The sequence below is a fragment of the Nocardioides sp. P5_E3 genome (assembly GCF_054049275.1).
Map to the genome: position 1 here is coordinate 80,369 of NZ_JBFUMR010000008.1, position 26,077 is coordinate 106,445.

Genomic DNA, 26,077 nt, shown 5'->3' on the forward strand with positions numbered 1-26,077 from the left:
ACCGGGTTCTGGCTCAAGCGGTGACCGCGCGGTCGACGTACACCCAGGTGTCCACGAGCTCGCCGTCCTCGCGGCGCGCTTGCGCCAGCACCCGTGAGTAGCCGGGTCCCTCGAACTCGTCGAGCGCGCTCCAGTGGGCGGCCAGGGCAGGCGCCGTGAAGAGGAATCCGGCCACCTCGGGTCCGTCGGTCCGGAGGGCGAGCGCGGGGTACCCGTGCGCTGCGCCCCAGCCGACATCGAGCAGGTCACCGCGCAACGTGGCCGGTACCCAGGTCCCGTCCAGCGGCTCGAGCACGTGCGCGTTGGGTCGGCCCGGCGCGAGGGTGCCGTAGACGAACAGCCGTTGCATCAGAGCGAGGCGAGCCAGTCGTCGATCGCGACGTCGCCGTCGCCGAAGACGAGGGTCTTGCGGTGTGCCCGTGGGTCGTCCAGCACCGCGAGCGTGACCTGGGCGACGAGCTCGCGCGAGGTGGTGTCGCCCTCGCCCGAGCGGGCGTGCGGGTTGACGGCACTCCTGCCGGGCTCGAGGGTCAGGCTGCCGGGTCCGAGGACCGTCCAGTCGAGGCCGGAGGCACGCAGGTGCTCGTCGGCCGCGATCTTCGCGTCCTGGTAGGACCGGAAGGGGTTGTCCTCCGGGACGAGGGAGTCGCGGTCGGCCCCGGAGAAGGACACCATCACGTAGCGGCCGACGCCGGCGGTCTGCGCCGCGTCCATCGACCGGATCGCGGCGTCGCGGTCGACCGCGAACGTGCGCTCCGGGTCGCCGCCACCGGCGCCCGCCGACCAGACCACGGCGTCCTGCCCGGACAGCAGGTCGGCCAGGGCGTTGGTGTCGGCGTCCTCCACCGAGGAGACCAGGGCGGTCGCGCCGGTCGCCTCGACGTCGGTGACGTGGTCGGGGTTGCGGATCACCGAGGTGACCTCGTGCCCCGCCTCCACGAGCAACGGTGCCAGGAGGAGTGCGATCTTGCCGTGTCCGCCGATGATGGTGACTCGCATGGTGTCGACGCTACACACGGCTAGGTTGGCGCGGGTGCAGACGTCCACCCACGACCTGACCTTCGGCGAGGGGGAGGTCCGCAAGGAGTTCGTCGCCGACCACGAGGCACAGGCCGAACGGGAGTGGGCGTGCCTGACGGTCCTCGCCGAGCACGCGCCCGGTCTGGCGCCGCGGCCGCTGCGGCGGGAGGCCGGCGAACGCCCGGTGGTCGTGATGTCGCGGCTCCCGGGGGAGCCGGTGGCCCCGCGACCGATGACGGCGAGCGAGACCGCTGCGCTGGGAGCGGCGCTGCGCCGGCTGTACGACGTACCGGTCGAGGCGGTGACGGCTGCCGGGATCGGGCCGCGGAGGTACGGCGCCGACGCGCTGGCGGGGGTCCTCGTCGCGTGGCTCGCCGACGAGCCCGACCTCGATCAGTGCCATGACCCGGCGCTGGTGGCGGACGCTCTGGCTCTCGCGCGGGCGTACGTCGCCGCTCCGCCGCTACCCGAGCCGCGGCTCACCGCCCTCGGGATCGCCGACCTCAACCCGGCCAACGTCCTCCTCCACGACGGCAAGGTGCGGCTGGTCGACTTCGAGGACGGCGGCCTCAGCGACCCGGCGTACGAGCTCGCGGACCACGTCGAGCACCTCGGCAGCCGGCTGCCCGGCGTGTACGACGTCGACGCCCTGCCCGCGGCCGTCGGTCTCGACGCGGGGGACCGCGCCCGGATGGCGGCGTACCGCCCCCTGTTCGCGGCGTTCTGGCTGGCGATGCTCCTGCCGGGCAACGGGAGCTGGCGACGCAACCCGCGCGGCACCACCGAGGCGCAGGCCGCGCATTTCATGGCTCTCGCGCGCCACCACTAGACTCGACGGTCGGCGCCGGGCCCGTGGCCCGCCCACGGACTCCTTGACAACTCGACGAAGGCGGACATCACACCATGGCAAGCACCAACGACCTCAAGAACGGCATGGTCCTCAAGATCGAGGGTCAGCTCTGGGCCGTCGTCGAGTTCCAGCACGTGAAGCCCGGCAAGGGCCCGGCCTTCGTGCGGACCAAGCTCCGCAACGTCGAGTCGGGCAAGAACGTCGACAAGACCTTCAACGCCGGCACCAAGGTCGAGACGGCCAACGTCGACAAGCGCACCATGCAGTACCTCTACAACGACGGCTCGTCCTACGTCTTCATGGACACCAGCACCTACGAGCAGCTCGAGGTCACCCCCGAGGTCGTGGGCGACGCGAAGAACTTCATGCTGGAGAACCAGGAGGCGATCGTCGCCACCAACGAGGGCCGCGTCCTCTTCATCGAGCTGCCGGCGTCCGTCGAGCTGCTCATCGCCGAGACCGAGCCGGGCCTGCAGGGCGACCGCTCGACCGGCGGCACGAAGCCGGCCACGCTCGAGACCGGCCACACCATCGCGGTGCCGCTCTTCATCACCTCCGGCGAGAAGGTCAAGGTCGACACCCGCGACTCGTCGTACCTCGGCCGCGTCAAGGCCTGACACCAGGTGGCTGCCCGTTCGAAGGCGCGCAAGCGCGCGCTGGACATCCTGTTCGCCTCCGAGCTCCGCTCGGAGGACCCCGTGGTCGCGCTCGAGCGCGCCATCGAGGCCGGCGAGGGCCCGACCAACGACTACACCACGACGCTGGTGCGGGGCGTGGTCGAGCACCGTGAGCGCATCGACGAGGTGCTGACGACCTACAGCAAGGGCTGGACGCTCAGCCGGATGCCCGCGGTCGACCGCAACGTTCTCCGCATCGGCGTCTACGAGCTGCTGTGGGGCGACGACGACGTGCCGGACACGGTGGCCGTCAGCGAGGCGCTGCACCTCGTGCAGGACCTGTCCACCGACGACTCGCCGGCCTTCGTCAACGGGCTGCTCGGCTCGGTCCAGCGCGACCGCGCCACCCTGGTCTGAGGCGCGCCGGGGGTTCCGTGCGCGGGGGGTGGAGGCAGCACTCACCCGCAGGGGTCAGTCGAGTCGCGGCACCAGGGCGCGAGGTCCTAGGTTGGCGCCATGAACGCCCCCACGCGCAGCGCCGAGCAGGCCAACAACAGCGACTGGATGGACCACGCGATCCGCGCCGGTCTCGTGGCCTACGGCGTCGTCCACCTGCTCGTCGGATGGCTGGCGCTGCAGCTCGCCTTCGGTGAGAAGGAGGACAGCGCCTCCAACTCCGGTGCCCTCCACTACCTCGCCCAGCAGCCCATGGGCGGCGTTCTGGTGTGGTTGATCGCCATCGGCATGTTCCTGCTCGTCCTGTGGCGGCTCCTGGAGTTCGCCTTCGGCTACCGCGACGAGTCCGACGACACCAAGCGGTGGCGCAAGCGGGCCACGTCGCTGTTCAAGGCGGTCATCTACGGCGTGATCGGCTGGAGCGCGGTGCAGACCGCGACCGGCTCCGGCGGTGGCGGCGGGACGGACTCGACGACTTCCAAGCTGATGGACCTCCCGGGCGGCCAGCTGATCGTGGGTGTCGTCGGACTGGCGATCATCGGCTACGGCGGCTCGCTGGTCTACCGCGGGTGGACCGAGAAGTTCCGTGAGCACCTCGATGCGCAGGGACAGGCCGGCAAGGACGGCTCGGTCTACGTCCTGATGGGCAAGATCGGCTACATCGCGAAGGGCGTGGCGATCGCGATCGTCGGCGGGCTGTTCTGCTACGCCGCGATCACCCACGACCCGAAGAAGTCGGGCGGGCTCGACCAGGCCCTGCAGACGGTGCTGGAGCAGCCGTTCGGCCAGGTGCTGCTGACGGCCATCGCGCTCGGCATCGCCGCCTACGGCGTCTTCTGCTTCGCGCGGGCCAAGCACCTCTCGCGCTAGCGGCCCCGGGCCGGGCTCCCCGTGCTCGCGGGAGCCCCGGCGGCGACCGCCAGAGCGGTGGCGACCATGTGGTCGCGGACCTGTTCCACGGTGACCCGGCTGATCCGCGGCACGCCCGGCTCCTCCTCGGAGACCCGCATCGCGACCCGACCGAGCTGGAGGGTGCCGAGCCCGCTGGCGTAGAGCATGTTGGCGAGCAGGCCGGGGTCGTCGACGTGGAAGTCGCCGCTCTCCGCGCCCGCGGTGATCGTGCGGGTCAGCACCGACAAGCACCCGCTGATCGCCTGCCCGAGGCGGTACATCGCGCTCTCGCTGACCTCCTCGAGCAGGTCACCGCCGGGGCGTCGCATGATCGCCTGCGCGCAGTCGACGAACGCGGGGTGGGCCAGGCCGTAGTCCACGAACTCCTCCACCAGGCGTACGAGCTGGTCGCGCGGCTCGTCCGTGACGGCGGCCGCCTGCTCCAGCGCCACCCGCAGCTCGTCGAGGTACTGCACCAGCGTGAGGCTGAACAGCTCCTCCTTGCCGGTGAAGTGGCGGTAGATGATTGCCCGATTGATGCCGACGGCCCGGGCGATGTCCTCGATCTGGGCGTCCCGGACGCCCCGCTCGTCGAAGAGCCGGCGCGTGGCGGAGATGATCTCGGCCTCGCGCCGCCGGCGCCGGGTCGCCGCGGTGCCACCCCGGGTGGGCGCGTTCGCGGATGTCGACTCGGTGCTCATGCCGGTCAGTCTAGGTAGGTCGTGGCCCGGGCCCCGGTGTGGTTCGATGCCGGGGTGTTGGTCGCTGCTGTCCGTCGTGCCGTCGCCGTGTCGGGCACGACGCTTGTCGTGGCGGTCCTGGGAGCGGTCCTCGGTGCGCTGTTCGCGCCCGTCGGCGCCTCCGTTGCGACCAGCGAGGGGCGCTTCGCAGGGACGGCACGGCTGCCCGGCTGCTCCGGGGCGGTCGTGCGGTGGCCCGCTGCCCTCGACACCGACCGCGCCGTCGTCCTCACCAACGGCCACTGCGTGCGCCAGCCGTTCCTCGGCGCCCGCGAGGTGCTGGTGGGCGAGAAGCGCTGGACCCGGGTCGATCTCCTCGACGGTGAGGGGCGGGTCGCGCTCGAGGCGCGGGCCGTGCGGCTGCAGTACGCCTCGATGTACCGCACCGACGTCGCCCTGCTCACGCTGCGCGAGACGTACGCCGACCTGGCCGTTCGCGGTGTCACCCCGCTGTCACTGGCCGCCCAGGGACCGTCGCGCGGCGAGCGGATCCGGATCCCGTCCGGCTACTGGACCGAGCAGCGTGCCTGCACGACCACCGGGACGGCGTACCGCCTCCACGAGCGTGCGTGGGACTGGTGGAGCTCGATCCGGCTGCCGGCCCGCGACGGCTGCGCGATCCGCGGCGGCTACTCCGGCTCGCCGATCGTGTCGCGCGAGACCGGGCTGGTGGTCGGGGTCGCCAACACCGGCTACGTCGGCGGCCGCCGCTGCATCGACTCCGCCTGCGAGGAGAACCGCAGCGGTCGGGTCGTCATGCGCAAGGACATGAACTACGGGCAGCAGACGTCCTGGTTGCTCGGCTGCCTCGACGCCGGCCGGACGTTCGACCTCGACGTGGCCGGCTGCCGCCTCGCGAAGCCACGCGGCTGAGGGGGCCCGCTCACGCGGTGACGTGCGAGCGCACCGTCTCGATCGAGTCGGCCTCGTGGGGGCCCTTGTCGTCGCGGTAGCGCAGGACCCGGGCGAAGCGGAGCGCGACGCCACCGGGGTAGCGGGTCGAGCGCTGGAGGCCGTCGAAGGCGATCTCCACCACCTGCAGCGGCCGCAGCTCCACGACGTAGGTGTCGCGGATGGTCGCGGGGGAGACGGCGAGCTCGGTGAACCGCTCGGTCTGCCACGCGAGCATCTCGTCGGTCATGCCCTTGAACGTCTTGCCGAGCATGACGAAGCCGGTCTCGGACGACTCGTCGCGCGCGCCGAGGTGGATGTTGGACAGCCACCCCTCGCGCCGCCCGGACCCCCACTCGACGGCGAGGACCACCAGGTCGAGGGTGTGCCGCGGCTTGACCTTGACCCACGCCGAGCCGCGACGCCCGGCGGCGTAGGGCGCCGACAGGTCCTTGAGCACGACGCCCTCGTGACCCGCGGCGACGGTCTCGGTGGCGAACGCGTCGGCGGCCTGCGGGTCGGCGGTCACGAGGCGGCGCACGCGGTGCTGCTCCGGGACGAGCTCGTCGAGCGCCTCGAGGCGCTCGTGGCCGGGGGAGTCGAGCAGGTCGCGGCCGTCGACGTGCAGCAGGTCGAAGAAGTGGGGGGTGACCGCGACGCCGGAGTCCTGGGCGGTGCGGCTGGCGGTGTCCTGGAAGGCCATCGGGCGCCCGTCGTCGGCGAGGGCGAGCGCCTCGCCGTCGAGGACGAAGCGCTCGGCGGGCAGGGAGCGGGCGACCACGACCACCTCGGGGAGCCGCGCGGTGATGTCGTCGAGGCTGCGGGTCACGACGAGCACCTCGTCGCCGTCGCGGTGGACCTGGATGCGGATCCCGTCGAGCTTGGCGTCGATGGCGACCTCGGTCTCGCCGTCGGGGGAGAGCCCCCCCATCGCGGCAGCGACGTCGGGCGCGCTGGAGGCGAGCATCGGCATGATGGGTCGGCCGACCTCGAGCCCGATCCCGTCCAGCGCCTCCTCGCCCTCGAACGCCGCCCCGGCGGCCGCCACGGTCGAGCCGGCCAGCATCGCGGCGCGCCGCACCGCGGCGAGCGGCACGTCTGCGACCTGGGCCACCGCCTCCTGCGTGACCGCGTCGAGCGCACCCTGCCGGACGTTGCCCGTGACGATCGCACGCAGCCACGCCTGCTCGGCGGCGGTCGCGCGACCGAACAGCTGCGCCGCCGCCTCCTTCCGCGCGAGCTGCGACCCGGAGCCGGACAGGTGCGACATCGCCTCGAAGGCGTCGTGGACCTCGAGGACGGTCAGCGAGGGCTCGTCGGCGGGGGCGGGGAGGTCGCTGACGCCGCGCCACCCCAGGCCGGTGCGCCGCTGGCGCAGCGTGCCGCCGAGGTAGGAGACCACCACCTCGAGCTCCTCGGGCTCGACGCGTCCGAGCAGCTCCGCGAGCGCGGCGACCTTGGCCTTGCGGGAGCGGGTGGCGGCCACGGCGGCGGAGGTGGCGACGAGCTCGGCGAGCAGCATGGACCCATCCTGCCGCCCGGCACCGACAGCGGTGCCACCCGAACGGGCAGGATGGTGGCCATGCGCACCACCCCCTCCGCTGCCTCGCTCTACGTGCCGCGGTTCAACGTGATGGACCCCGACGAGGTCCGCCCGTTCGTCGGCGCGGTCGCCACGGCTCAGCTCGTCACCGTCGGGGAGGACGGCGTGCCGGACGCGACGTTCCTGCCGGTGCTGTGGGAGGGCGACCGGCTGGTGGGCCACCTCGCTCGCGCGAACGGGCACTGGCGCCGGGTCGTCGACGGCTCCCCGGCGCTGGCGATCGTCACCGGCCCGGACACCTACGTGTCGCCGTCCTGGTACGCCTCGAAGGCCGAGCACGGCAAGGTCGTCCCGACCTGGAACTACTCGGTCGTCCACCTCCGCGGCCGCGTCACGGTGCACGACGACGCCTCCTGGGTGCGCGACCTGGTCACCCGGCTGACCGACCGCCACGAGCAGCCGCGTCCGGAGCCGTGGTCGGTCACCGACGCCCCGGCCGACTACGTCGACAAGAACCTCCGCCCCATCGTCGGCGTCGAGATCGTCATCGACTCGGTGGAGGCCAAGGCCAAGCTGAGCCAGAACCGCTCCGACGAGGACCGCGCCGGCGTCGCCACCGGCCTGGCCGCGGACGGACGCGAGCCGGACGGGCTCGTCGCCCCGTGAGCCTCGTCCGTGAACGCTTCAGCGGCCGCATCGCTGGCGTGGGCAGCGCCAGCGGCGTACGCATCGTCGTCGGCCGGTGGGACGACTCGCCCTGGGGTGGGTTCGCCGACGTGATGGTCGAGGACGCCACCGGCCACCGGGTGCTCCTGGCGCCGACGGAGCGCGTGCGCGACTTCGTGGCGGCGACCTACTCCTTCGACGAGCACGTCATCGAGCCGGTCACGGTCGAGGACACTGCCGACGGCTGGCAGGTGTCGACACCGTCACTCTCGCTGCGCCTGGTGATCGGCGGTCGTACGCCGCTGGGCGCGCTGCTCACCGCGGTGCCGAGCCGCCTCGCGACGTCGCCCGCCTGGTGCGCCGCCGTCGACCCCGTCGCCCGCGTCGTGCTGCGCGGCGTGCGCACCCGCGGGACGGCCGGCAACGACCGGCGCGAGTGGTACGGCGCGACGTCGGTCGTGGCGGTCACCAGGATCTCCGGTCGCTGGCGCGGTGCGGACCTGGGGATCCTGACGCCGGTGGACCCGCCGTGCCGGTTCGGCTTCTCCAGCACGCCCAAGCGGCCCTCGGTGACGAGCGTCGTGACCACCATCGAGCGGGCTGGGTAGGGCTGACCTCGTCCACCCCTGCGGAGGAACCAGCGGGGCGAGGGCGGGATTACGTTGGCGGGACTCGGGGACCGGGCGTGGCCCCCACGTCCTCGGAGCGCCGCATGAGTCCTCGTCGCATCCTCCTAGTCCTCGTCCTCCTCGTTGCCGTGGTCCTGGCCTCCGGCGGACCCACCGTCGCGGCCAAGCCGCTGCCGAAGCCCCCGGAGATCACCTCGGCCGTCGCCGTCGACAGCCGCACCGTCGACCTCACGTGGACGTCGGTCAAGGGGGCCGACCACTACGTCGTCACCGTCCCGGGGCTGTCACCCGTCTACGTGTCCACGACGACGGCTCGCATCACCGACCTCTACCCGGGCGACCTGCACGCCATCTACGTCACCGCGGAGACGCGCCGCAACGCCTCGCTCGGCACCAGCCCGACGGTCTACGTCGCGACGCCGCCCGAGGGACCCAGGGGTCCGCTCGGCTGGGCGGAGGCGTCGGACGGCCAGGTGCGCATCTGGAGCGGGTCGGGGATCGGGTGCGTGACGCAGGACCTCGGGATCCTGGCAGCGGACGGGACCTGGACGTCGCTGGGGGACGGGCTCGACCAGGGCGGTCCCCGCACCTGGACGATCTTCCAGGGCGCCGGGACGACGGAGACCTACGCCGTCAGGTGCCAGGGCAGCGGCGGCCTGTGGTCACCCTGGTCGGAGCCGCCGACCGTCGTCACGCTGTCCTAGCCGGGCCGAGGGTCCTCGACCGCTGTCGTCAGAGCAGCCCGAGGCCCTGTGCGTGACGGCGTACGGCATCGGTGTCCGCGGCCAGCACGAACGGCACGTCCGGGCCCCAGGCGTCGGAGACCTTCTCCACGCGCCCGTCGCCCGGGTCCAGCCGCACCTCGCGGATGTAGACCGCCAGGATCCGCCCGGGGTGCTCGCGCACGATGTCGGCGTAGATCGCGGGGTCGTGCTCACCGGAGTCGCCGAGGAGCACGAAGGACAGCTCCGGGTGGAGGTCGAGGACCTCCCGGATGCGGTCGTGCTTCTGCTCCCGTCCCCGCCAGGTGCCGAGCAGGTCGCGCAGCAGCACGGGCCCGAGCGGGAAGCCGCGGTGCCGCAGGAAGCCCACCAGGAACGTGTACAGGTTCCACGGGCTCGACGAGACGTAGAAGACCGGGTTCACCCCGGCGGCGAGGTCCTGGTAGAGCTCGACCGCCCCGGGGAACGCCGTGCGGGTGAGCGAGGAGCCGGTGAAGGTCTGGACGATCATCCGTACCACCCGCTGGACGCCGGTCTGGAGGATCGTGTCGTCGACGTCCGAGACGATCCCGAAGCAGGCATCGGCGGACGGGACGCGTACGTCGACCGCCGCAGCGCGCTTGCCGCGCACGCCGCGGTAGTCCCCACGGAGCTCGACCGTTCCCGGTGTCCACGGGCTCTCGAGGGCGTCCGTCGGTGCGATCCTGGCCAGGAAGTAGCCGTCGCCGTCGGTGGCTGTGTCGACGCTGGCACCGCCGACCGTGATCCTGAGGGGGACGCCTGGCAGCTCGTCGGTCAGGAAGTGCCGCACGGTTCGGCGCGCAGCAGCCCTGATCCCCTCGCCGTCCACTGCCTCGGTGGCCAGGGGGTTGTCCAGCACGCGACCGCGTACGACGACGCCCGCTGGTCCGCCGTGGCCGATGTAGGGCTCGATCCGGAAGTGCTCGGGCGTCCCGGAGCGACGGCGGCGCAGCCGGACGCCGTCCCACGCACGCTCTGCGGAGACGACCAGGCGATGGAGGTTCAGGAGCCGGGCGCCGTCCCACGCGCGCTCCAGGGCGGCGACCAGGCGATGGAGGTTCACGCAGTCACCGTATGTGGACAGGAGGCGTCCGCCCCGCGCTCCCACGCCTCACGCGCGCAGGAATCCCAGGGGCCAGCTCGTGGCAGAAGCTGCTGCTGACGCTGATGCACCGGGGGCCGATGGGACGTCTCGTCGCCCGGACGTGGGCCTCGTCCCTGGACGACCATGCACGCGCGGACGACGCCTGAGGACCGGCTCCACGACCCGGCCGACGTCGTGAGTTGCCTCACGCGGACCGGTCGGATCCTGGCGTCCCGGCACGCTCAGGGCAGGAGTGCGGGCCGGGACCCTGCCCTGCCCGGGATTCGACATGACCGAGCGATCGTGTTCTGGTGGAGGAGCCGCAGGCCAGGGTCCCCGTCGTGAACGGGGCGCCTCCCATCGCGAGGTGTTGCCCGCCGCGGCCTCGACGCCTGACTCGACGGTGTCGCGTCCGAGCGCCCCCGGAGGCGCACAACCCGTGAGGTCCGAAGCACGTGCGTGCCACCACCACACCCGCCCTGTCCGCCCGCCTGCGAGGTGCCGCCGCCGGCGCCGCCGCAGCCGCTCTCGCCCTGACCCTGGTGCCCAGCAGCGCCGTCGCGCAGGAGACGAGCCGCGACGCCGTCGCCGTACGCCTCAAGGTGGCCGACCAGCCGCCCGTCGACGTGGCGACCGTGCCGCGCGTGTGGCCCGGTGAGCTCCTCGAGACGCAGGGCGTCCCCGTCGACGGCAACGACCTCGTCGACGTCGTCCGCGACGGCCGCGAGGTCAGCGGTCCCCGCAAGCGCCTGCGCCAGGGCGACGTCGTGCGCCTGACCGACGTGGTCAAGGAGCGCAAGTCCAAGCGCGAGCGCGTGCGTGCCGGCACCGTCGAGGTCCCGACGACCAAGCTCAAGCCCGGCCGCCGCAAGGTCGTTCGCGAGGGTCGCGCCGGCGTGCGCAAGGTCGTCGCCGTCAAGACCTTCCACAACGGCGAGCCCGTGAAGTACCGCGTGGTCAAGCGCAAGGTCGTCAAGGACCCGCGCCCGCGCCGCGTGCTCGTCGGCCGTCAGGCCTACGCCGTCACCGGCGCCGACGGCCTCAACTGGGGCGCGCTCGCCAACTGCGAGTCCGGCGGCAACCCGCGTGCGGTCAACCCGGCCGGCTACTACGGCCTCTACCAGTTCGACGTGGGCACCTGGCGCAGCGTGGGCGGCTCCGGCATCCCCACGAACGCCTCGGCGGGCGAGCAGACCTACCGCGCGAAGCTGCTCTACAAGCAGCGCGGCCGGTCGCCGTGGCCGAACTGCGGGCGCCTGCTCTGAGCTGACACCAGGTGAGTAACGCCAGTTGAGCTGACGTCGATTCAGCTTGGGAACCGTCGGGCTGTCGATCGAGTTGATCGGCAGCCCGATCGTTCCCCATCCGCGCCTACTCCCCACAAGACGTCGGCCCAGGGTGAGTGAAAGCCCGCAGCAGGGCTGTGCGCTGGGGAACGAAATCCACCTCGATCCGGCAGATCTGAATGCAACTGGTTCCCCAACAGGCTGATCAGGTCGAGGAAACTGTGGTCGCGCACCCGGGCGAGCCACGTCCGCCGACGAGGCGCCTACTGCCCGATGCGGGTGCGCACCTCGTAGAGCTCGGGGAAGAACGTCAGGTTGAGCGCGCGGCGGAGGAAGTCGACGCCCGACGACCCGCCGGTGCCGACCTTGTGGCCGATGACCCGCTGCACGACCTGGAGGTGGCGGAAGCGCCACTGCTGGAAGGCGTCCTCGACGTCGACGAGCTCCTCGCAGGTCTCGTAGACGCCCCAGTGCTCGGCGGGCGCGGAGTACACGGACGCGAAGAGGTCGACGAGCTCGGCGTCGCTGGTGTGCGGCAGCGTCCAGTCGCGGTCGAGCAACCGCTGCGGGACGGCGTACCCCTGGCGGGCGAGGTAGGCCAGGAACTCGTCGTAGAGCGACGGCTCGTGCAGCAGCTCGTCGAGCGCGGTGCGGGCGGCCTCGTCGTGGGAGAAGACCTTCACCATGTCGGCGTTCTTGTTGCCGAGGAGGAACTCGACCTCGCGGTACTGCGCGGACTGGAAGCCCGAGCTGGTCGCGAGGAACGGCCGGATCTCGGCGTACTCCGACGGCGTCAGCGTCGCGAGCACCGACCACTGGTCGGTGAGCGTGTGCTGGATGTGCTTGACCCGTGCCAGCCGCTTGAGCGCGGGGGAGAGGTCGTCGGTGCGCAGCAGCGCGCGGGCCGAGCGCAGCTCGTGGATCATCAGCTTGAGCCAGAGCTCGCTCGTCTGGTGCTGGATGATGAAGAGCAGCTCGTCGTGCTGCGGCGGGTCCGACAGCGGTTGCTGGGCCGCGAGCAGCGTGTCGAGGCGCAGGTAGTCGCCGTAGGACATCGACTGCGAGAAGTCCTTCTGGATGCCGTCCTCGAGGTCGCGTCGGTTCGGTGTCTCGCCCATGGCTGCAAGGTAGTCGACGGTCGCCACCACGCGGAGGACGTGCACGTCCTGGACTGAACGGCGTCGGTGGCCCCGTCGGTGTCCTCGTCTACCGTCGTCCCATGGCCACCCCGGACGAGCGCACCCGCACCTGGGTGCCCGACTGGCCGTGCGCGCCCGCGCAGGTGCTGCGCCCGCAGCGCCGGGGGGCGGGTGACCCGACGCAGCGGCACGAGGAGTCCGGCCGGGTCTGGCGCGCCATGCGCACGCCGGAGGGGCCGGCGACTTTGTGCGTGCAGCCCAGGGCGTCGGCTGGCGAGGTCATCGGCCGGGCCTGGGGGCCGGGAGCGGAGTGGGCGCTCGACCGGATGCCGGCACTGCTGGGCGCCGACGACGACCCGTCCGCCTTCGAGCCGCACCACCACCCCGAGGTCGCTGCCGGGTGGCGCACCCACCGCCACTGGCGCATCGGGCGCACCGGGCTGGTGATGGAGTCGCTGGTGCCCTCGATCCTCGAGCAGAAGGTCACCGGCAAGCAGGCGTTCGGCTCGTTCCGCGAGCTCGTACGCCGCCACGGCGAGCCCGCGCCGGGTCCCGTCGCGCCGCTGCGGCTGATGCTGCAGCCGACCCCGGACGCGATCGCCTCCATCCCGTCGTGGGAGTGGCTGCGCCTCGGCGTCCAGCCCGCCCAGTCGCGCACCATAGTCACCGCCTGCCGGCTGGCGTCGTCCCTCGAGCGGGTGGCCGAGGTGTCGGGCGACGAGGCCGAGCGGCGGCTGTGCTCGATCCGCGGGGTCGGCGTGTGGACGAGCGCCGAGGTGCGCCAGCGGGCCCTCGGCGACCCCGACGCGGTCAGCTTCGGCGACTACCACCTCGCCAACTGGGTCGGCTGGGCGCTCGTCGGCCACGACATCACCGACGAGGAGATGGGGGAGCTGCTCGAGCCCTACCGCCCCCAGCGCGGCCGCGCGGCCGCGCTGGCGATGGCCGGCGGTCAGGCGCGCCCGCGGCGCGGTCCGCGGATGAGCATCCCGACGCACCTCCCGACCCGCTGACGGGCGGCCCGGACGCGGTCCAGACCCCCAGAAATGGTGTCGCCGCCCGCGGCGGGCCCGGAGTAGCGTCGAAGCCGATGTGAAGGCTTGAGGGAGGGCCGACATGGGCAACGTCGATCCCGTCCTGCTCCTGGCCACGACCGACGAGACGTCGAGGGACGTGCTGGGGTCGGAGCTGCGGCGCAGGTACGGAGGCGACTACGAGGTGGTCGTGTGCGCGAGCTACGAGCACGCCCGTGCGGTCCTCGAGGGGCTGCGCCGGTGGGGCCGGCAGGTGGCGCTCGTGATCGCCTGCTTCGGCCCCGACGACCGCGACGGCCTCGACTTCCTGCGCCGCGCCTACTCCCTGCACCCGTCGGCCAAGCGGGCGGTCGCCGCGATCTGGGGTGACTTCGCCAGCACCGGCGACGTCTTCGCCGCCGTCGCCCACGGGCACGCCGAGCTCGTCCTCCTGCGACCCGAGCGCCGGCGCGACGAGGAGTTCCACGGCGCGATCACCGACACGCTGGACGACTGGCACCTCGCCCAGGGCATCGGCTTCGAGGCGGTGCGGATGATCGGCGAGCAGCGCGACGAGCGCACCCACGCGCTGCGCGACCAGTTCGGGCGCAACCACATCCCGGTCGGCTTCCACCAGGTCGGCACGGAGTCCGCCAACCGGCTGCTGGCCGGGCTCGGGCTCAAGGACCCCGAGCTCCCGGTGCTCCAGCTCGCCTTCACCAACCCACCGACGACGCTCGTCGCGCCGACCGACCTCGAGATCGCCGACGCCTTCGGGCTCATGGCACCGCTGCCGGCCGACCGCGTGTACGACGTCGTGGTGGTCGGCGCCGGGCCCAGCGGCCTCGCGGCCGCGGTCTACGCCTCCTCCGAGGGGTTGTCGACGATGGTCGTCGAGCAGTCCGCGGTGGGCGGCCAGGCCGGCACGTCCTCGCTCATCCGCAACTACCCCGGCTTCTCCCGTGGCGTCAGCGGCGCGCACCTGGCCTTCCGGTCGTTCCAGCAGGCCTGGTCCTTCGGCAGCGAGTACTCCTTCCTGCGCGAGGTGCAGGCGCTCGGCACCGACGGCGACCTGCGGACGGTCTCCATGTCCGACGGCAGCGTCATCCGCACCCGCAGCGTCGTCATCGCCACCGGCGTCGACTACCGCCGCCTCGGCGTGCCCACGCTGGAGGGCCTCGTCGGACGAGGGGTGTTCTACGGGGCGGCCGTCGCCGAGGCGCCCTCGATGACCGGGACGGAGGTCTACGTCATCGGCGGCGGCAACTCGGCCGGGCAGGCCGCCCTCCACCTGGCCCGCTACGCCCGCCACGTGACGCTGCTGGTGCGGGGCGCGTCGCTCGCGGCCAGCATGTCCGAGTACCTCATCGCGCAGCTCGACGCCACGCGCAACGTCGGCATCCGCTACGGCACGGCGGTGCTGGACGGGCGCGAGGAGGACGGGTGCCTGGCGGCGCTCACCCTGGGTGAGCAGCACGGTGGTCCCGGTGGCGGTGAGGAGGTCCCGGCCGGCGGCCTCTTCGTGCTCATCGGATCGGTGCCCCGCACGCAGTGGCTGCCCGCGGAGATCGAGCGTGACGCGGCCGGTTTCGTGGTGGCCGGCGGGGAGGGGCGGCTGCCGCTCGAGACGACCCTGCCGGGTGTCTTCGCCGTCGGCGACGTGCGCGCCGGGTCGATCAAGCGGGTCGCGACGGCCGTCGGGGACGGCGCGACGGTCATCGCGACGCTGCACGGCTACCTCGCGGCGCACCCGCAGGCGACCCCGACCGCATGAGCCGGCACCGGGCCGGGACCGGCGCGCCGGTGACGCGCGGGATGCGGGTGCTCCTCGTCGTCGCGGCGGTGCTCGTCTTCCTCGCCGGCTTCCAGCTGACCGTCTTCGCGACCCGGACGGCGGAGTGGTTCTCGTGGACCATCGACGTGCCCATGACGGCGGTGTTCCTCGGCGCGGCCTACTGGTCCAGTGCCGTCCTGGAGGTCGCCGGCGCGCGCTCGCGCACCTGGGGCCGAGCCCGCCTCACCGTGTGGACCGTGCTCGTGTTCACCGTCCTCACGCTGGTCGTCACGCTCGTCCACCTCGACAAGTTCCACCTCGGCGCCGCGAACCCCGCCAGTGCCCGCGCGATCACCTGGGGCTGGCTGGCGATCTATGCCGGGGTGCCGGTCGCCATGGTCGTCGGCCTGGTGCTGCAGGCGCGCGCCGGCGGCACGACGGTCGTGGACGTCGTACGCCTCCCGGCGGGCCTGCGGTGGCTCCTCGTCGGCCTGGCCGCGCTGCTGCTCACCACCGGCGTGGCGCTGCTGCTGGCGCCCGAGTGGGCCGCTGACGCGTGGTCGTGGCCACTGACGCCGCTCACCGCCCGCGCCATCGGGGCGTGGCTGGTCGGGCTGGGCTGGGCCTCGGCCCACGCCCGGCTGGTCGACGACCGGGAGTCGGTGCGCCCCGTCGGGCTCACCGGGGCAGCGTTCGTCGTCCTCGAGGCGGTGGCACTGCTCCGCTACGGAGACGTGGTCGACTGGTCGGGCTGGCAGGCGGCGGCGTACGTCGCCGGGCTGGCGTGGATCGCGGTCGTGTCCGCCTGGATCCTCGCGCTCCGGGGTCCCCGGCTACCCGTCGCGTAGCGCGCTGACCGCCCGGGTCAGCCGACTCTCGAGGTCGGCCCGGTCGATGCCCTCGCCCGTGCTGAGCAGGGCGCGGTCCCGGTCCTCCATGACGGCAGCCGTCACGCCATCGACGCCGGCGAGCGCGCCCTCGAGGTCGGCGTACGCCGCACGACCGAGTCGGGCGTCGATGTCCTCGGGGAAGGACACCTGCCACCGCCCCCGGTCGACTGCCGTGACCTCGACGAGGTCCACCTCCTGCTCGGGACGCGCGCTCCCCGAGGCAGGCAGCTGGGCCAGGYTGTGCTCCACCACGCTGCGCAGCCGGCCGGGGTCCGTTCCCGACTGCACCTGCCGCACGGTGCCGATCACCTGCCGCCACGGGGGAGCGATCCCCTCGACGGCCACCACCGGCTTCAGGTGGTAGGCGCTCTTGGGGTCCTCGTCCAGCACCCAGGGGAGCGGTCGGCCGAGCCGCGCGGCATAGACCTCCGCGACGAAGGCCGTCAGGCCCTCGGCGAGGGCGGCGCCGTACGCCGACCACCCCGCCGACGCCAGCGAGGCGTCGTACCACTCGGGGACGGGCTCGATCACGCGCTCCTCGCCGATCCGGTCGACGACCGCGACGACGAGGCCGTCGAGGGCCTCGGGGCCCGGTGCACCAGCACCGACCTCCGCCACGAACCACGCCAGGCGATCGCGGAGGAGGCCCGGCCACCGGGCGACGAAGTCCCGCGCCCGCTCCGGCGACGCCGGGTCCCCGATCAGCATGGCGTCATCATGGCAGCCACACCTTCACCGCGATCCCCTTCGCCTTCAGCTCGGCGAGCAGGTCGGCGTCGGGGCCGACGCGGTCGGACCGACCGCTCGGGAAGAAGTTCCAGGTGTAGTCGTCCACGTCACCGTTGTTGACCAGGTAGGCGTCCTTGTCGATCTGGGTCTGCGCGCGGGAGTCCAGCCGCCCGTCGCCGGTCTTGACCTCGTTCACCCGGACGGTGCCGGCGTCGTCGACGAAGTCGTCCACGATGCGGAACTTCCCTCCGTTCACCGGCGCGGGGAACCGCTTGGCCTTGCCGCCGCTCGCACCCCTCACGAAGTCCTCGGCCTCCCGGCCCCAGTAGCCGCGCGTGGCGGTCTCGTCGAACCACTTGCCCCCGGTCGACGCGATCTCCACGGCGGCGTCGTCGATGAGCGCCTTGATGTGGTCGAGGTTCTGGCCACCGCGAGCCAGCCTCCGGATCGAGGCGTCGGACATCTTCTCGCTGAGGCTCGAGTAGGTGCCCGGCTTCAGGACCCGCATGATCGGGATGAAGAGGACCTCGAAGGCCTTGCTGTCCTTCGACGCCTTGGCGAGCCACACGATGAGCTCGTCCGCCTTCGCCGTGCGCGCCACCCACTTGCCCGCGTCCTTCACGATGCCCGGGATGTCGCCCGCCACGGGGACGAAGAAGCCCAGGGCCCCGGCGGCGACCTCGAAGATGGCCCAGCCCCACTCGCCGCGCATCGCTGCGCCGATGGTGTCGCGGACCGCGACGACGATGTCCACGAAGGGGATGAGGCCCAGCGTGATCATGCCGGCGAGGTACTCCGGCTGGTCGGCCAGGAACGGCTCGAACGAGATCAGGTCCTGGCAGTTGGCGAACGGGATGTCGCACGGGTCGATCGCGTTGATGCCCGGCACCAGGGTCGGCGGGATGGGTCCCGGCGGGTCGAGCACCTTGATGGTGGGCGTCAGGCCGCGGTCCGCGATCCAGTAGCCGATCTCGCCGAGGAGCGCGCCGGCGACGAACGCCCGGGTCCGGTCGCCGAGCGAGGGGTCGTAGGTGAAGGGGTCGGTGTCGCCCTCGAGCTCCTCGGAGTCGTCGAAGCGGTCGCCGTCCGCGTTGCTCGCGAGGAGGTCCCAGCCGCGGACGTACTCCTCACCGTCGTCGACGCCGTCGCCGTCGACGTCGCTGCGCATCGCGTCGCCGCCGGCGTCGACCTCCTCGGCGTCGGAGAGGCCGTCGCCGTCGGAGTCGCCCTGGTGGGGGTCGCTCACCATCCGGTAGAAGAACGCCGGGTAGGGCATCCCCCAGTCGCGCTCGAAGGTCAGCTCGTCGCCGTCCCACAGCCCGTCGTCGTCGGTGTCCGGGTCGAACGGGTCGGTCATCACCGTGAGGCCGGTGCCGGTGACGACACCGCGCACCTCGTCGCCGTCGAGCAGGCCGTCGCCGTCGGTGTCCGCGCCCTCGTCGATGTCGCCGCCGATGCGGTCGAAGACCTCGGGCAGGTCCTCCGCGTTGGCGACCGCGAAGTACTGACCGCCGGTCGCCTCGGCGATCTGCCGCAGCAACGTGTCGTCGACGAACTCGCCCAGACCGATCGTGTAGATCGCGATGTCGTTGTCGACCGCCTCCTGGGTGAGGCTGTCGGAGTAGGGGCCCTCGCCGTCGGTGAGCAGGATCTGCGCCTTGAGGTGCTCGGGGGCGCCGTTGTCGATCAGCTCGCGGTTGGCCACCGAGACCCCGGCGCCGATGTCCGTGCCTCCGCTGTCGTCGATCGCGTCGATCGCCGCCTTGGCGGTGGCGAAGTCGCGGGTCAGCGGCTGGGCGAGCGTCGCCCAGGAGTCGAAGTCGACGACGCCGACCCGGTCGCCCTCGATGAGGCCGTCCACGAAGCGCTTCCCGGCGTCCCGGCGCAGGCCCTCGGGGTCGTTCCACGACATCGACCCGGAGGAGTCCAGCGTGAGCATCACGTCCACGAACTCGGCGCCGCCCGGCCCACCGGTGCCGGGGTCGGTGGGGTCCCAGAGCTCGAAGACGCTGTTCCAGTTGGGGACGTAGAAGAGCACGAACGTCGTGAAGTGGTCGGTGGTCGCCGTCGCCACGCCGTTCCGGACAGTGGTCGGGAGCGGGACGATGGCGCCGGCCTCGTCGTCGTAGTACCCGACGGCCAGTCCCTCGACGTTGCCGTCCGGCACGGCCGCCGGGTCGAAGGAGAAGCTCACTGCCGCGGACTCGAAGTCCGCGGTGGCGGACACGTCGACGGCGGCGGACAGGCGGCCCGGCATGTCGGCGTAGAGCGGCCGCGAGGTCTCGACCGTGGTCACCGCGGTGCGGGCCACGTCGCCGACACCCGTCAGGCGGACCGACAGGCCCGCGCCCGGTCGCTCGACCGTCGAGGTGTAGACCTCCTTGCCGTCCGCGATCCCGTCGCCGTCGGTGTCCGCCTTGCGCGGGTCGGTCCCGAGCCGCAGCTCGCTGTCGTCGAGCAGGTCGTCGTCGTCGGTGTCCTGGTCGGAGGGGTCGCTGTAGCTGCCCTGCACCTCCCGGCCGTCGAGCAGGCCGTCGCCGTCCGTGTCGGGCTCGATCGGGTCCGTTCCCGCCCGCTGCTCCTGGGCGCTGGTGAGGCCGTCGTCGTCGACGTCGACGTCCTGGTCGGCGATGCCGTCGTAGGTGGACGAGCGGGTGGGGTCGGTGAAGGTGTTGAGCAGCTCGACGGCGTCGGTGAGCCCGTCGCCGTCGGTGTCGGCCTTGTCGGGATCGGTGCCGGCGCTGATCTCCCGGTCCCGGGGGATCAGGTCTCCGTCCGGGTCGGACTGGGCCCAGTAGTCGGTGACCGCCGTGTAGGCGACCTGCCACGCGCGCCCGGCCTTGGTGCTGGCCTGCGCGTAGCTCTTGTTGCGCACGTGCTGGAGGACCTGGCGGTACTCCTTGTCGAACGCCGCGACCACGGCGTTGCGCGCGCCCTCGCCCCCGACCGCCGACACCGGCAGCGCGAGGAAGGTGTCGAGCTCGGTGACGGCCGCGATGCGGTCCGCCTCGGCGATCCCGGCGCCGATGGTGTCGCGTGACCCCGCCGCCGAGGAGGACAGGGCGTTGAGCTGGTTGATCATGGCCGAGTCGGCGTCGAACAGGCCGAGGTCGAGGCCGCGGTCACCGCTCTGGTGCGGCAACGCTTGCTGGAGCTGGCGGTCGGCCTTCTCGAGGCTCTGCACGACCCCGCCGGTCGTGAACCGGGCCTGGACCCGGGAGAACTCCTCCAGGGCGGCGAACCTGGCCCGTACGCCGGAGCCGGGCTGGAGGTCCGTGACGTACGACGGCTCCGTGGGCGCCGCCGGCGCGGCGGACGCGGTGACCGTGCCGGTGCCGGACAGCACCACGGCCAGGGAGACGAGCATCGCGACGATGCTCGAGAGGGTGGACGAGCGACGCGAGGCAAGCAACGTCTGAGCCATGGGCGGACTCCCGAACTGCACGAGTGCAGGAGTCCCCCGTCGGCCCCCTACGGTGCGGGAAACCTAGGTTCGGCGCCGTCGGGCGCACAAGGCTCTCCCCGAAGATCGCCTCTCCTGTCTAGACCTCGGCATCCCCGGCCGCGCCGGCCGCGCTCAGAGCAGCGGGCGCAGGGGAGCGAGGAAGCTCTCGGTGAACTTCCGGTTGAGGTCGCGCGCCTCCCACTCCGACAGGGTCAGCTCGAGGCAGTTGGACTCGTCGTTCGTGAAGACCTCCTCCATCACCGCGGCGAAGGCGGGGTCGATGACCTCGAGGTTGATCTCGTAGTTGCCCTGCAGGCTGAGGCGGTCGATGTTGGCGGTGCCGACGGTCGACCAGCTGCCGTCGATGGTGGCGGTCTTCGCGTGCACCATCGCGTCCTTGAACCGCAGGATCCGCGCGCCGGCGGTGAGCAGCTGACCGTAGTAGCCGCGCGAGATCCAGTCGGCCACGATGTGGTTGGACTTCAGCGGCAGCAGGATGCGTACGTCGACGCCGCGCCGCGCCGCCTCGGCGAGCGCGTCGACGAAGTCCTGGTCGGGCAGGAAGTAGGCGGTGGTGAGCCAGATGTTGCGGGTCGAGCGGGCGATCGCCTCGAGGTACATGCTGCGGATGGGGAAGTTCCACTGCCGCGGGATGTTCTTGTGCACCCGGATCTGGGGGTCCCAGTCGGACGCCGTCTCGATCAGCAGCGGCCGGTCGTCGCGCCGCAGCCGGTGGTGGCGGTTGAGGTTCCAGAAGTCGGCGAAGGCGCGCTTCATGTCCCACACGCCGGGCCCGCTGATCCGGACGTGGGTGTCGCGCCACTCGGTCGCGTAGGCCGAGCCGATGTTGTAGCCGCCGAGGAAGGCGACCTCCTCGTCCACGATCAGCATCTTGCGGTGGTTGCGGCCGTAGCGGCGCAGGTCCCAGACGCGGAAGCCGGCCGTCCAGACGGGGTAGCGCAGCACCTTCAGCGAGGGTGGGAAGCGCTTGAACGCCGGCGAGACGACCATGTTGGCGAAGCCGTCGTAGATGCAGTGCACGTCCACCCCGCGGTCGGCGGCGGCGGCGAGGGCGGTCTTGAACTTCCACCCGATCTCGTCGCCCTTCCAGATGTAGGTCTCGAAGAGGATCTGCTTCTTGGCGCCGTCGATGGCGGCGAGCATGTCGTCGTAGAGGTCGCGACCGAAGGTGTACGTCGTGATCTCGCCGTCACCGACCGGCACCGTGCCCGGACCGGTCACGGGGAACGGCTTGGGGCGCTTGCCGCGCCGGCGGTAGGAGTCGACGAGCGAGAGCGCCACGGCGACCGTGAGCTGGAGACCGACGAGTCCCATCAGGGTGCGCCGGACGGCGGTCAGCGTGCGGGCGACGGTCACGGGCTCAATCTAGCGATGGCACCCAGCACGGGGCTCAGGCCAGGTCGAGGGCTGCGTAGCGCGCGACGTCGCACGGCTCGTCGGACAGCACCCGGAACAACGCGGCCCGCAGCATCGCCTGCCGCGCGACCCCGGCCCGCCAGTCGTCCAGCGCCGCCATCGGAGCGCCCAACCACAGCACCGCGTCGAGCACGCAGACCGCCTCGGCCCACAGCGGTGAGCGCCAGGCGGGGGAGAGGTCGATGACGAACGGGGTCCCGGCGGCGTCGAGCAGGACGTTGCCCGCGAGGTCGGCGTGGACCAGGTGCTCGGGGCCGAGGTCGGTGTCGTCCAGCCCGGCCGCGAGCCGCTCGACGAGCCCGGCCAGGCCCGGTTCGGGGCGTTGCGCCGCCGCCGCGACGGCCGCGTCGGCGTCGTACGCCTGACGCTCGGCCAGTGCCCAGCGGTCGGTGCGCGCGTCGAGGTCGCCGGGTCGCTCGGGCACCGCACTGGCGAGGTGGGCGTGCAGGAGGTGGGCGGTCGCCCTCAGGGCTGCGAGGTCCAGGCACGGTGTCGTCGCGGGCTCGAAGCGGGTCGCGGCCCAGCCGTCGACGACGAGGTTGCCGTCGCGGGCGGGCACCGGCAGCACCAGCCGCACCGAGCGGGGCGACTGCTCGTCGAGCCGCACCGCCAGCCGCGCCTGGATCGGCGCCAGCCAGGCCTCGGAGGCGTCGTGCCCCGGGGAGAGCGCGAGGTCGCCGGCCCGCCAGGTCGTGCCGCGGCCGCCCGGGAGGGGCTCCAGGACACCCTCGGCCACGAACAGGTCGAGCACGTGGTCCGGCGGTCGTCCGGTGTCGCCGCTTGGGTCCCGAGAAGGCATGGCAGCGAGCGTAGGACGGCGGGGCGACGGGCTGGGCAGGGGAGGGCCGCTGTCGGTGGCTCCGCGTACGCTCGACGCATGCGTCCAGTCACCGATCTCCAGCGCCGGGTGGCCCCCTTCAAGGTGGTGTCCGACTACGAGCCGTCAGGCGACCAGCCGGCCGCGATCAAGGAGATCGTCGGCCGGATCCAGGGCGGCGAGCAGGACGTCGTGCTCCTCGGCGCGACCGGCACCGGCAAGACGGCCACCGTGGCGTGGGTGGCCGAGCAGCTGCAGCGTCCCGTCCTCGTGCTCCAGCCCAACAAGACCCTCGCCGCGCAGTTCGCCAACGAGCTGCGCCAGCTCTTCCCGGACAACGCCGTGGAGTACTTCGTCTCCTACTACGACTACTACCAGCCCGAGGCCTACGTCCCCCAGACCGACACCTACATCGAGAAGGACTCCTCGATCAACGAGGAGGTCGAGCGGCTCCGCCACAGCGCGACCAACAGCCTGCTCACCCGCCGCGACACGATCGTGGTCTCGACGGTGTCGTGCATCTACGGCCTCGGCACCCCGCAGGAGTACGTCGACCGGATGCTGCGGCTCAAGGTCGGCGAGGAGCACGACCGCGACTCGGTGCTCCGCCGCCTCGTGGAGATCCAGTACACCCGCAACGACATGTCGTTCACCCGTGGCACGTTCCGCGTGCGCGGCGACACCCTCGAGATCTTCCCGGTCTACGAGGAGCTCGCGATCCGGATCGAGTTCTTCGGCGACGAGGTCGAGCGGCTGATGACGCTCCACCCGATCACCGGTGAGGTGATCTCCGAGGACACCGAGCTCCACGTCTTCCCGGCCACCCACTACGTCGCCGGTCCGGAGCGGATGGAACGGGCGATCAAGGGCATCGAGCTCGAGCTCGACGACCAGCTGGCCACCTTCGAGAAGCAGGGCAAGCTGCTCGAGGCGCAGCGGCTGCGGATGCGCACGACCTACGACGTCGAGATGATGCGCCAGGTCGGCTCGTGCTCCGGCATCGAGAACTACTCGATGCACATGGACGGTCGCAAGCCCGGCAGTGCGCCCAACACGCTGCTCGACTACTTCCCCGAGGACTTCGTCCTGGTCGTCGACGAGTCCCACGTCGCTGTCCCGCAGATCGGCGGCATGTACGAGGGCGACATGTCGCGCAAGCGCAACCTCGTCGACCACGGCTTCCGGCTGCCGAGCGCCATGGACAACCGGCCGCTGCGCTGGGACGAGTTCGTCGACCGGATCGGCCAGACGGTCTACCTGTCGGCGACCCCCGGCAACTACGAGCTCGACCGGGTCGGCGGCGTCGACAACACTGTCCAGCAGATCATCCGCCCGACCGGACTCGTCGACCCCGAGGTCGTGATCAAGTCGACCAAGGGCCAGATCGACGACCTGATCCACGAGATCCGCACCCGCGCCGACAAGAACGAGCGCGTCCTGGTCACCACGTTGACCAAGAAGATGTCCGAGGACCTCACCGACTACCTCCTCGACGCCAACATCCGCACCCGCTACCTCCACTCCGAGGTCGACACGCTCCGGCGGATCGAGCTGCTGCGTGAGCTGCGCATGGGCGAGTACGACGTCCTCGTCGGCATCAACCTGCTGCGTGAGGGCCTCGACCTGCCCGAGGTGTCGCTGGTGGCGATCCTCGACGCCGACAAGGAGGGCTTCCTGCGCTCCGACAAGTCGCTCATCCAGACCATCGGTCGCGCGGCCCGCAACGTGTCCGGCCAGGTCCACATGTACGCCGACAAGATCACGCCGTCGATGGAGAAGGCGATCGACGAGACCAACCGGCGCCGGGCKATCCAGGTCGCCTACAACACCGAGCGAGGCATCGACCCGCAGCCGCTGCGCAAGAAGATCGCCGACATCACCGAGATGCTCGCCCGCGAGGACGAGAACACCGAGGAGCTGCTCCGCACCTGGGCCGACGTGGGCCAGAAGGGCCGCGCCGGTGGGGTGAAGGCCGGCAAGTCGCCGACCCCCGCGCTGTCCAGGATCCACGCCGAGGCGCCCGACACGGCCGGGATCCCGTCCACCGACCTGGCCGAGCTCATCCAGGCGCTCACCGACCAGATGAAGCAGGCCGCCGCCGACCTGCAGTTCGAGGTCGCGGCCCGGCTCCGCGACGAGATCGGCGACCTCAAGAAAGAACTCCGCCAGATGATGGAAGCGACGAAGTGAGCGCGCCGGCGACGGCGTGAGCTAGTCGCCGGAATCCTTGCGGCGCTTCTCGATCGCCTTCTTCTCCCGCTTGAGCAGGTGGCGCTCGTGGCTCTCGACGATGTCCTGCTCCTGCATCTGGATCCGCAGCAGGTTGACAGCGGCCGCGAGCATCGGGAACAGCGGCCAGGGGAATCCTCCCCACATCGTCACGGCCCAGATGGTGCAGGTGATGACCGAGATCCCTACCAGCCCGGTCATCGCCTCGCGGCGGTCCTTGGCCCACAGGCGCACCGCCTGCCCGTGGAGGTCCGGCCGAGCCACGATGCCGGCGGTGCGGGGCTCCAGGAAGGCGTACGGCGCGTCCGGGACGAGGTCCTCGAGCTGCGGGACGAGGTCGGCGAGCACCTTGGCGCCACTGGCCGCGGTGGAGCGAGCGTCGTACTCGGCGTGGTCGAGCCGACCGTCGGCATAGGCCTCCCCCAGCACCTCGAGCGCCACGTCGCGGTCGCGGTCGGAGGCACGGAGGCGCGCTGCCTGCGGGGATCGGGGATCGTGCTCGAAGCGCTCCCAGGTGCCGACGGACATGGCGCCAGCATAGGTGCGTCCCACCCGTCCGGAGGTGGGCGCTGGCCCGGCCGGGCGGCGCTCGCTAGGTTCGCGACATGAGCACTCCCATCGACCTCGGCCGCCCCGTCTCCGGTGACGTCATCGACCTGATCCTCGAGGACCACCGCCGCTTCGAGGCCCTCATGCGGCAGCTCCGCGACAGCACGTCGGACCGCGACGCCGTCCGCAAGGCGCTCGCCGCGCTGCACGTCGCCCACGCGGAGGCGGAGGAGAAGCACGTCTACCCCAAGCTGCGCACGAAGGACGCGATCACCGAGCACGAGGCCGAGCACGGCGAGGAGGAGCACGCCGAGGGGCACGAGGCGATGCTGAAGGTGCTCGAGCTCAAGGGCACCGACACCCAGGCCTTCGACGACGCCGTGGAGGAGCTCGCCACCGCGCTCAACCACCACCTCACCGAGGAGGAGCTGACGATCCTCAACCCGGCGCGCGAGGAGGTCAGCGAGAAGGTCCGCGTCGAGCTGGGCGAGGCCTTCGCGACCGAGCGCAACGCGCAGCTCGACGCCGACTGCGGCAGGATCGACAACGTCCGGCGCATCGTGAAGGAGGCCGAGAAGGAAGGCCTGCTCGACGACGACGAGGACGAGGACGACTGATCGAGCCGCACACAGGCTGACC

Annotated in this window: 25 protein-coding genes; 14 read left to right on the forward strand and 11 right to left on the reverse strand. The window is 72.0% G+C overall.

The features are described 5' to 3' along the window. Positions 1-13 precede the first annotated feature (13 nt). On the reverse strand, positions 14-349 hold the full coding sequence (locus ACXJKB_RS06945; protein WP_457186733.1) for a gamma-glutamylcyclotransferase family protein: 336 nt from the start codon (positions 347-349) through the stop codon (positions 14-16). After that, complete coding sequence (locus ACXJKB_RS06950) at positions 349-999, reverse strand: SDR family oxidoreductase (protein ID WP_457186735.1); 651 nt, start codon at positions 997-999, stop codon at positions 349-351. The genes ACXJKB_RS06945 and ACXJKB_RS06950 overlap by 1 nt, the downstream gene beginning before the upstream one ends. A 34-nt stretch (positions 1,000-1,033) precedes the next feature. Here ACXJKB_RS06950 and ACXJKB_RS06955 point away from each other — a divergent pair, with 34 nt between their 5' ends. The 4 genes from ACXJKB_RS06955 to ACXJKB_RS06970 all read left to right on the forward strand — a co-directional run bounded on the left by ACXJKB_RS06955 (position 1,034) and on the right by ACXJKB_RS06970 (position 3,813). Continuing rightward, positions 1,034-1,849: an aminoglycoside phosphotransferase family protein gene (locus ACXJKB_RS06955; protein WP_457186737.1), complete on the forward strand. Its 816-nt coding sequence runs from the start codon at positions 1,034-1,036 to the stop codon at positions 1,847-1,849. Positions 1,850-1,923: 74 nt separating this feature from the next. Continuing rightward, complete coding sequence (gene efp, locus ACXJKB_RS06960; RefSeq protein ID WP_457186739.1) at positions 1,924-2,487, forward strand: elongation factor P; 564 nt, start codon at positions 1,924-1,926, stop codon at positions 2,485-2,487. Between the two features lie 6 nt (positions 2,488-2,493). Continuing rightward, the gene (gene nusB / locus ACXJKB_RS06965; RefSeq protein ID WP_300044976.1) at positions 2,494-2,904 is read left to right on the forward strand and encodes a transcription antitermination factor NusB; all 411 of its coding nucleotides are present in this window, start codon (positions 2,494-2,496) and stop codon (positions 2,902-2,904) included. A gap of 99 nt (positions 2,905-3,003) precedes the next feature. After that, complete coding sequence (locus ACXJKB_RS06970; protein WP_457186741.1) at positions 3,004-3,813, forward strand: DUF1206 domain-containing protein; 810 nt, start codon at positions 3,004-3,006, stop codon at positions 3,811-3,813. Here the strand turns inward: ACXJKB_RS06970 and ACXJKB_RS06975 are convergent. Beyond that, positions 3,810-4,535, reverse strand: coding sequence for a TetR/AcrR family transcriptional regulator (locus tag ACXJKB_RS06975; protein WP_457186743.1), 726 nt, complete (start codon positions 4,533-4,535; stop codon positions 3,810-3,812). The genes ACXJKB_RS06970 and ACXJKB_RS06975 overlap by 4 nt on opposite strands. 54 nt (positions 4,536-4,589) lie before the next feature. Here ACXJKB_RS06975 and ACXJKB_RS06980 point away from each other — a divergent pair, with 54 nt between their 5' ends. After that, positions 4,590-5,447 carry a S1 family peptidase gene (locus ACXJKB_RS06980; RefSeq protein ID WP_457186745.1) on the forward strand — a complete coding sequence of 286 codons (858 nt, stop codon included), beginning with the start codon at positions 4,590-4,592 and terminating at the stop codon, positions 5,445-5,447. 10 nt (positions 5,448-5,457) lie between these two features. Here the strand turns inward: ACXJKB_RS06980 and ACXJKB_RS06985 are convergent, their stop codons facing one another. Then, complete coding sequence (locus ACXJKB_RS06985) at positions 5,458-6,987, reverse strand: ATP-dependent DNA ligase (protein WP_457186747.1); 1,530 nt, start codon at positions 6,985-6,987, stop codon at positions 5,458-5,460. A gap of 60 nt (positions 6,988-7,047) precedes the next feature. On the opposite strand from ACXJKB_RS06985, the gene ACXJKB_RS06990 reads away from it, so the two are divergent. The 3 genes from ACXJKB_RS06990 to ACXJKB_RS07000 all read left to right on the forward strand — a co-directional run bounded on the left by ACXJKB_RS06990 (position 7,048) and on the right by ACXJKB_RS07000 (position 9,007). Continuing rightward, positions 7,048-7,674 carry an FMN-binding negative transcriptional regulator gene (locus ACXJKB_RS06990; RefSeq protein WP_457186749.1) on the forward strand — a complete coding sequence of 209 codons (627 nt, stop codon included), beginning with the start codon at positions 7,048-7,050 and terminating at the stop codon, positions 7,672-7,674. Next, positions 7,671-8,282 (forward strand): hypothetical protein, encoded by a 612-nt coding sequence (locus tag ACXJKB_RS06995; protein WP_457186751.1) that lies wholly within the window; start codon positions 7,671-7,673, stop codon positions 8,280-8,282. Before ACXJKB_RS06990 ends, ACXJKB_RS06995 begins: the two co-directional genes overlap by 4 nt. A gap of 104 nt (positions 8,283-8,386) precedes the next feature. Then, positions 8,387-9,007 carry a hypothetical protein gene (locus tag ACXJKB_RS07000; protein WP_457186753.1) on the forward strand — a complete coding sequence of 207 codons (621 nt, stop codon included), beginning with the start codon at positions 8,387-8,389 and terminating at the stop codon, positions 9,005-9,007. Positions 9,008-9,035: 28 nt separating this feature from the next. On the opposite strand, the gene ACXJKB_RS07005 is transcribed toward ACXJKB_RS07000, so the two are convergent. Beyond that, complete coding sequence (locus ACXJKB_RS07005) at positions 9,036-10,109, reverse strand: App1 family protein (RefSeq protein WP_457186755.1); 1,074 nt, start codon at positions 10,107-10,109, stop codon at positions 9,036-9,038. A 476-nt stretch (positions 10,110-10,585) separates the two neighbouring features. Here ACXJKB_RS07005 and ACXJKB_RS07010 point away from each other — a divergent pair, with 476 nt between their 5' ends. After that, positions 10,586-11,395: a transglycosylase family protein gene (locus ACXJKB_RS07010; RefSeq protein WP_457186757.1), complete on the forward strand. Its 810-nt coding sequence runs from the start codon at positions 10,586-10,588 to the stop codon at positions 11,393-11,395. Positions 11,396-11,679: 284 nt separating this feature from the next. Here the strand turns inward: ACXJKB_RS07010 and kynA are convergent, their stop codons facing one another. Continuing rightward, positions 11,680-12,534, reverse strand: a complete 855-nt coding sequence (kynA, locus tag ACXJKB_RS07015) for a tryptophan 2,3-dioxygenase (RefSeq protein ID WP_457186759.1) — start codon at positions 12,532-12,534, stop codon at positions 11,680-11,682. A gap of 101 nt (positions 12,535-12,635) precedes the next feature. On the opposite strand from kynA, the gene ACXJKB_RS07020 reads away from it, so the two are divergent. The 3 genes from ACXJKB_RS07020 to ACXJKB_RS07030 all read left to right on the forward strand — a co-directional run bounded on the left by ACXJKB_RS07020 (position 12,636) and on the right by ACXJKB_RS07030 (position 16,190). Then, positions 12,636-13,568 carry a DNA-3-methyladenine glycosylase family protein gene (locus ACXJKB_RS07020; RefSeq protein WP_457186761.1) on the forward strand — a complete coding sequence of 311 codons (933 nt, stop codon included), beginning with the start codon at positions 12,636-12,638 and terminating at the stop codon, positions 13,566-13,568. A 103-nt stretch (positions 13,569-13,671) separates the two neighbouring features. Then, positions 13,672-15,342, forward strand: a complete 1,671-nt coding sequence (locus ACXJKB_RS07025; protein WP_457186763.1) for an FAD-dependent oxidoreductase — start codon at positions 13,672-13,674, stop codon at positions 15,340-15,342. Next, entirely contained in the window at positions 15,339-16,190 is an 852-nt protein-coding gene (locus ACXJKB_RS07030; RefSeq protein WP_457186765.1) for a hypothetical protein, read from the forward strand. The genes ACXJKB_RS07025 and ACXJKB_RS07030 overlap by 4 nt, the downstream gene beginning before the upstream one ends. On the opposite strand, the gene ACXJKB_RS07035 is transcribed toward ACXJKB_RS07030, so the two are convergent. The 4 genes from ACXJKB_RS07035 to ACXJKB_RS07050 all read right to left on the reverse strand — a co-directional run bounded on the left by ACXJKB_RS07035 (position 16,176) and on the right by ACXJKB_RS07050 (position 22,642). Then, positions 16,176-16,940, reverse strand: coding sequence for a hypothetical protein (locus ACXJKB_RS07035; RefSeq protein WP_457186767.1), 765 nt, complete (start codon positions 16,938-16,940; stop codon positions 16,176-16,178). The genes ACXJKB_RS07030 and ACXJKB_RS07035 overlap by 15 nt on opposite strands. A gap of 7 nt (positions 16,941-16,947) precedes the next feature. Then, entirely contained in the window at positions 16,948-20,385 is a 3,438-nt protein-coding gene (locus ACXJKB_RS07040) for a VWA domain-containing protein (RefSeq protein WP_457186769.1), read from the reverse strand. Between the two features lie 153 nt (positions 20,386-20,538). Continuing rightward, positions 20,539-21,783: a phospholipase D-like domain-containing protein gene (locus ACXJKB_RS07045; RefSeq protein WP_457186771.1), complete on the reverse strand. Its 1,245-nt coding sequence runs from the start codon at positions 21,781-21,783 to the stop codon at positions 20,539-20,541. Positions 21,784-21,817: 34 nt separating this feature from the next. Continuing rightward, positions 21,818-22,642, reverse strand: a complete 825-nt coding sequence (locus ACXJKB_RS07050) for a hypothetical protein (protein WP_457186773.1) — start codon at positions 22,640-22,642, stop codon at positions 21,818-21,820. 78 nt (positions 22,643-22,720) lie between these two features. Here ACXJKB_RS07050 and uvrB point away from each other — a divergent pair, with 78 nt between their 5' ends. Then, positions 22,721-24,850, forward strand: a complete 2,130-nt coding sequence (uvrB, locus tag ACXJKB_RS07055; RefSeq protein WP_300044892.1) for an excinuclease ABC subunit UvrB — start codon at positions 22,721-22,723, stop codon at positions 24,848-24,850. 21 nt (positions 24,851-24,871) lie between these two features. Here uvrB and ACXJKB_RS07060 read toward each other — a convergent pair whose 3' ends face one another. Continuing rightward, entirely contained in the window at positions 24,872-25,417 is a 546-nt protein-coding gene (locus ACXJKB_RS07060) for a DUF1707 SHOCT-like domain-containing protein (RefSeq protein ID WP_457186776.1), read from the reverse strand. 77 nt (positions 25,418-25,494) lie between these two features. Here ACXJKB_RS07060 and ACXJKB_RS07065 point away from each other — a divergent pair, with 77 nt between their 5' ends. After that, the gene (locus ACXJKB_RS07065) at positions 25,495-26,055 is read left to right on the forward strand and encodes a hemerythrin domain-containing protein (RefSeq protein ID WP_457186778.1); all 561 of its coding nucleotides are present in this window, start codon (positions 25,495-25,497) and stop codon (positions 26,053-26,055) included. The last annotated feature ends 22 nt before the right edge of the window (positions 26,056-26,077 follow it).

Excerpts from the sequence above, each read along its gene's own strand:
- ACXJKB_RS06945 (WP_457186733.1), bottom strand. The coding sequence starts at position 349 with ATGCAACGGCTGTTCGTCTACGGCACCCTCGCGCCGGGCCGACCCAAC.
- ACXJKB_RS06950 (WP_457186735.1), bottom strand. The coding sequence starts at position 999 with ATGCGAGTCACCATCATCGGCGGACACGGCAAGATCGCACTCCTCCTG.
- efp (WP_457186739.1), top strand. The coding sequence starts at position 1,924 with ATGGCAAGCACCAACGACCTCAAGAACGGCATGGTCCTCAAGATCGAG.
- ACXJKB_RS06970 (WP_457186741.1), top strand. The coding sequence starts at position 3,004 with ATGAACGCCCCCACGCGCAGCGCCGAGCAGGCCAACAACAGCGACTGG.
- ACXJKB_RS06975 (WP_457186743.1), bottom strand. The coding sequence starts at position 4,535 with ATGAGCACCGAGTCGACATCCGCGAACGCGCCCACCCGGGGTGGCACC.
- ACXJKB_RS06985 (WP_457186747.1), bottom strand. The coding sequence starts at position 6,987 with ATGCTGCTCGCCGAGCTCGTCGCCACCTCCGCCGCCGTGGCCGCCACC.
- ACXJKB_RS06990 (WP_457186749.1), top strand. The coding sequence starts at position 7,048 with ATGCGCACCACCCCCTCCGCTGCCTCGCTCTACGTGCCGCGGTTCAAC.
- ACXJKB_RS07000 (WP_457186753.1), top strand. The coding sequence starts at position 8,387 with ATGAGTCCTCGTCGCATCCTCCTAGTCCTCGTCCTCCTCGTTGCCGTG.
- kynA (WP_457186759.1), bottom strand. The coding sequence starts at position 12,534 with ATGGGCGAGACACCGAACCGACGCGACCTCGAGGACGGCATCCAGAAG.
- ACXJKB_RS07020 (WP_457186761.1), top strand. The coding sequence starts at position 12,636 with ATGGCCACCCCGGACGAGCGCACCCGCACCTGGGTGCCCGACTGGCCG.
- ACXJKB_RS07025 (WP_457186763.1), top strand. The coding sequence starts at position 13,672 with ATGGGCAACGTCGATCCCGTCCTGCTCCTGGCCACGACCGACGAGACG.
- ACXJKB_RS07030 (WP_457186765.1), top strand. The coding sequence starts at position 15,339 with ATGAGCCGGCACCGGGCCGGGACCGGCGCGCCGGTGACGCGCGGGATG.
- ACXJKB_RS07040 (WP_457186769.1), bottom strand. The coding sequence starts at position 20,385 with ATGGCTCAGACGTTGCTTGCCTCGCGTCGCTCGTCCACCCTCTCGAGC.
- ACXJKB_RS07050 (WP_457186773.1), bottom strand. The coding sequence starts at position 22,642 with ATGCCTTCTCGGGACCCAAGCGGCGACACCGGACGACCGCCGGACCAC.
- ACXJKB_RS07060 (WP_457186776.1), bottom strand. The coding sequence starts at position 25,417 with ATGTCCGTCGGCACCTGGGAGCGCTTCGAGCACGATCCCCGATCCCCG.
- ACXJKB_RS07065 (WP_457186778.1), top strand. The coding sequence starts at position 25,495 with ATGAGCACTCCCATCGACCTCGGCCGCCCCGTCTCCGGTGACGTCATC.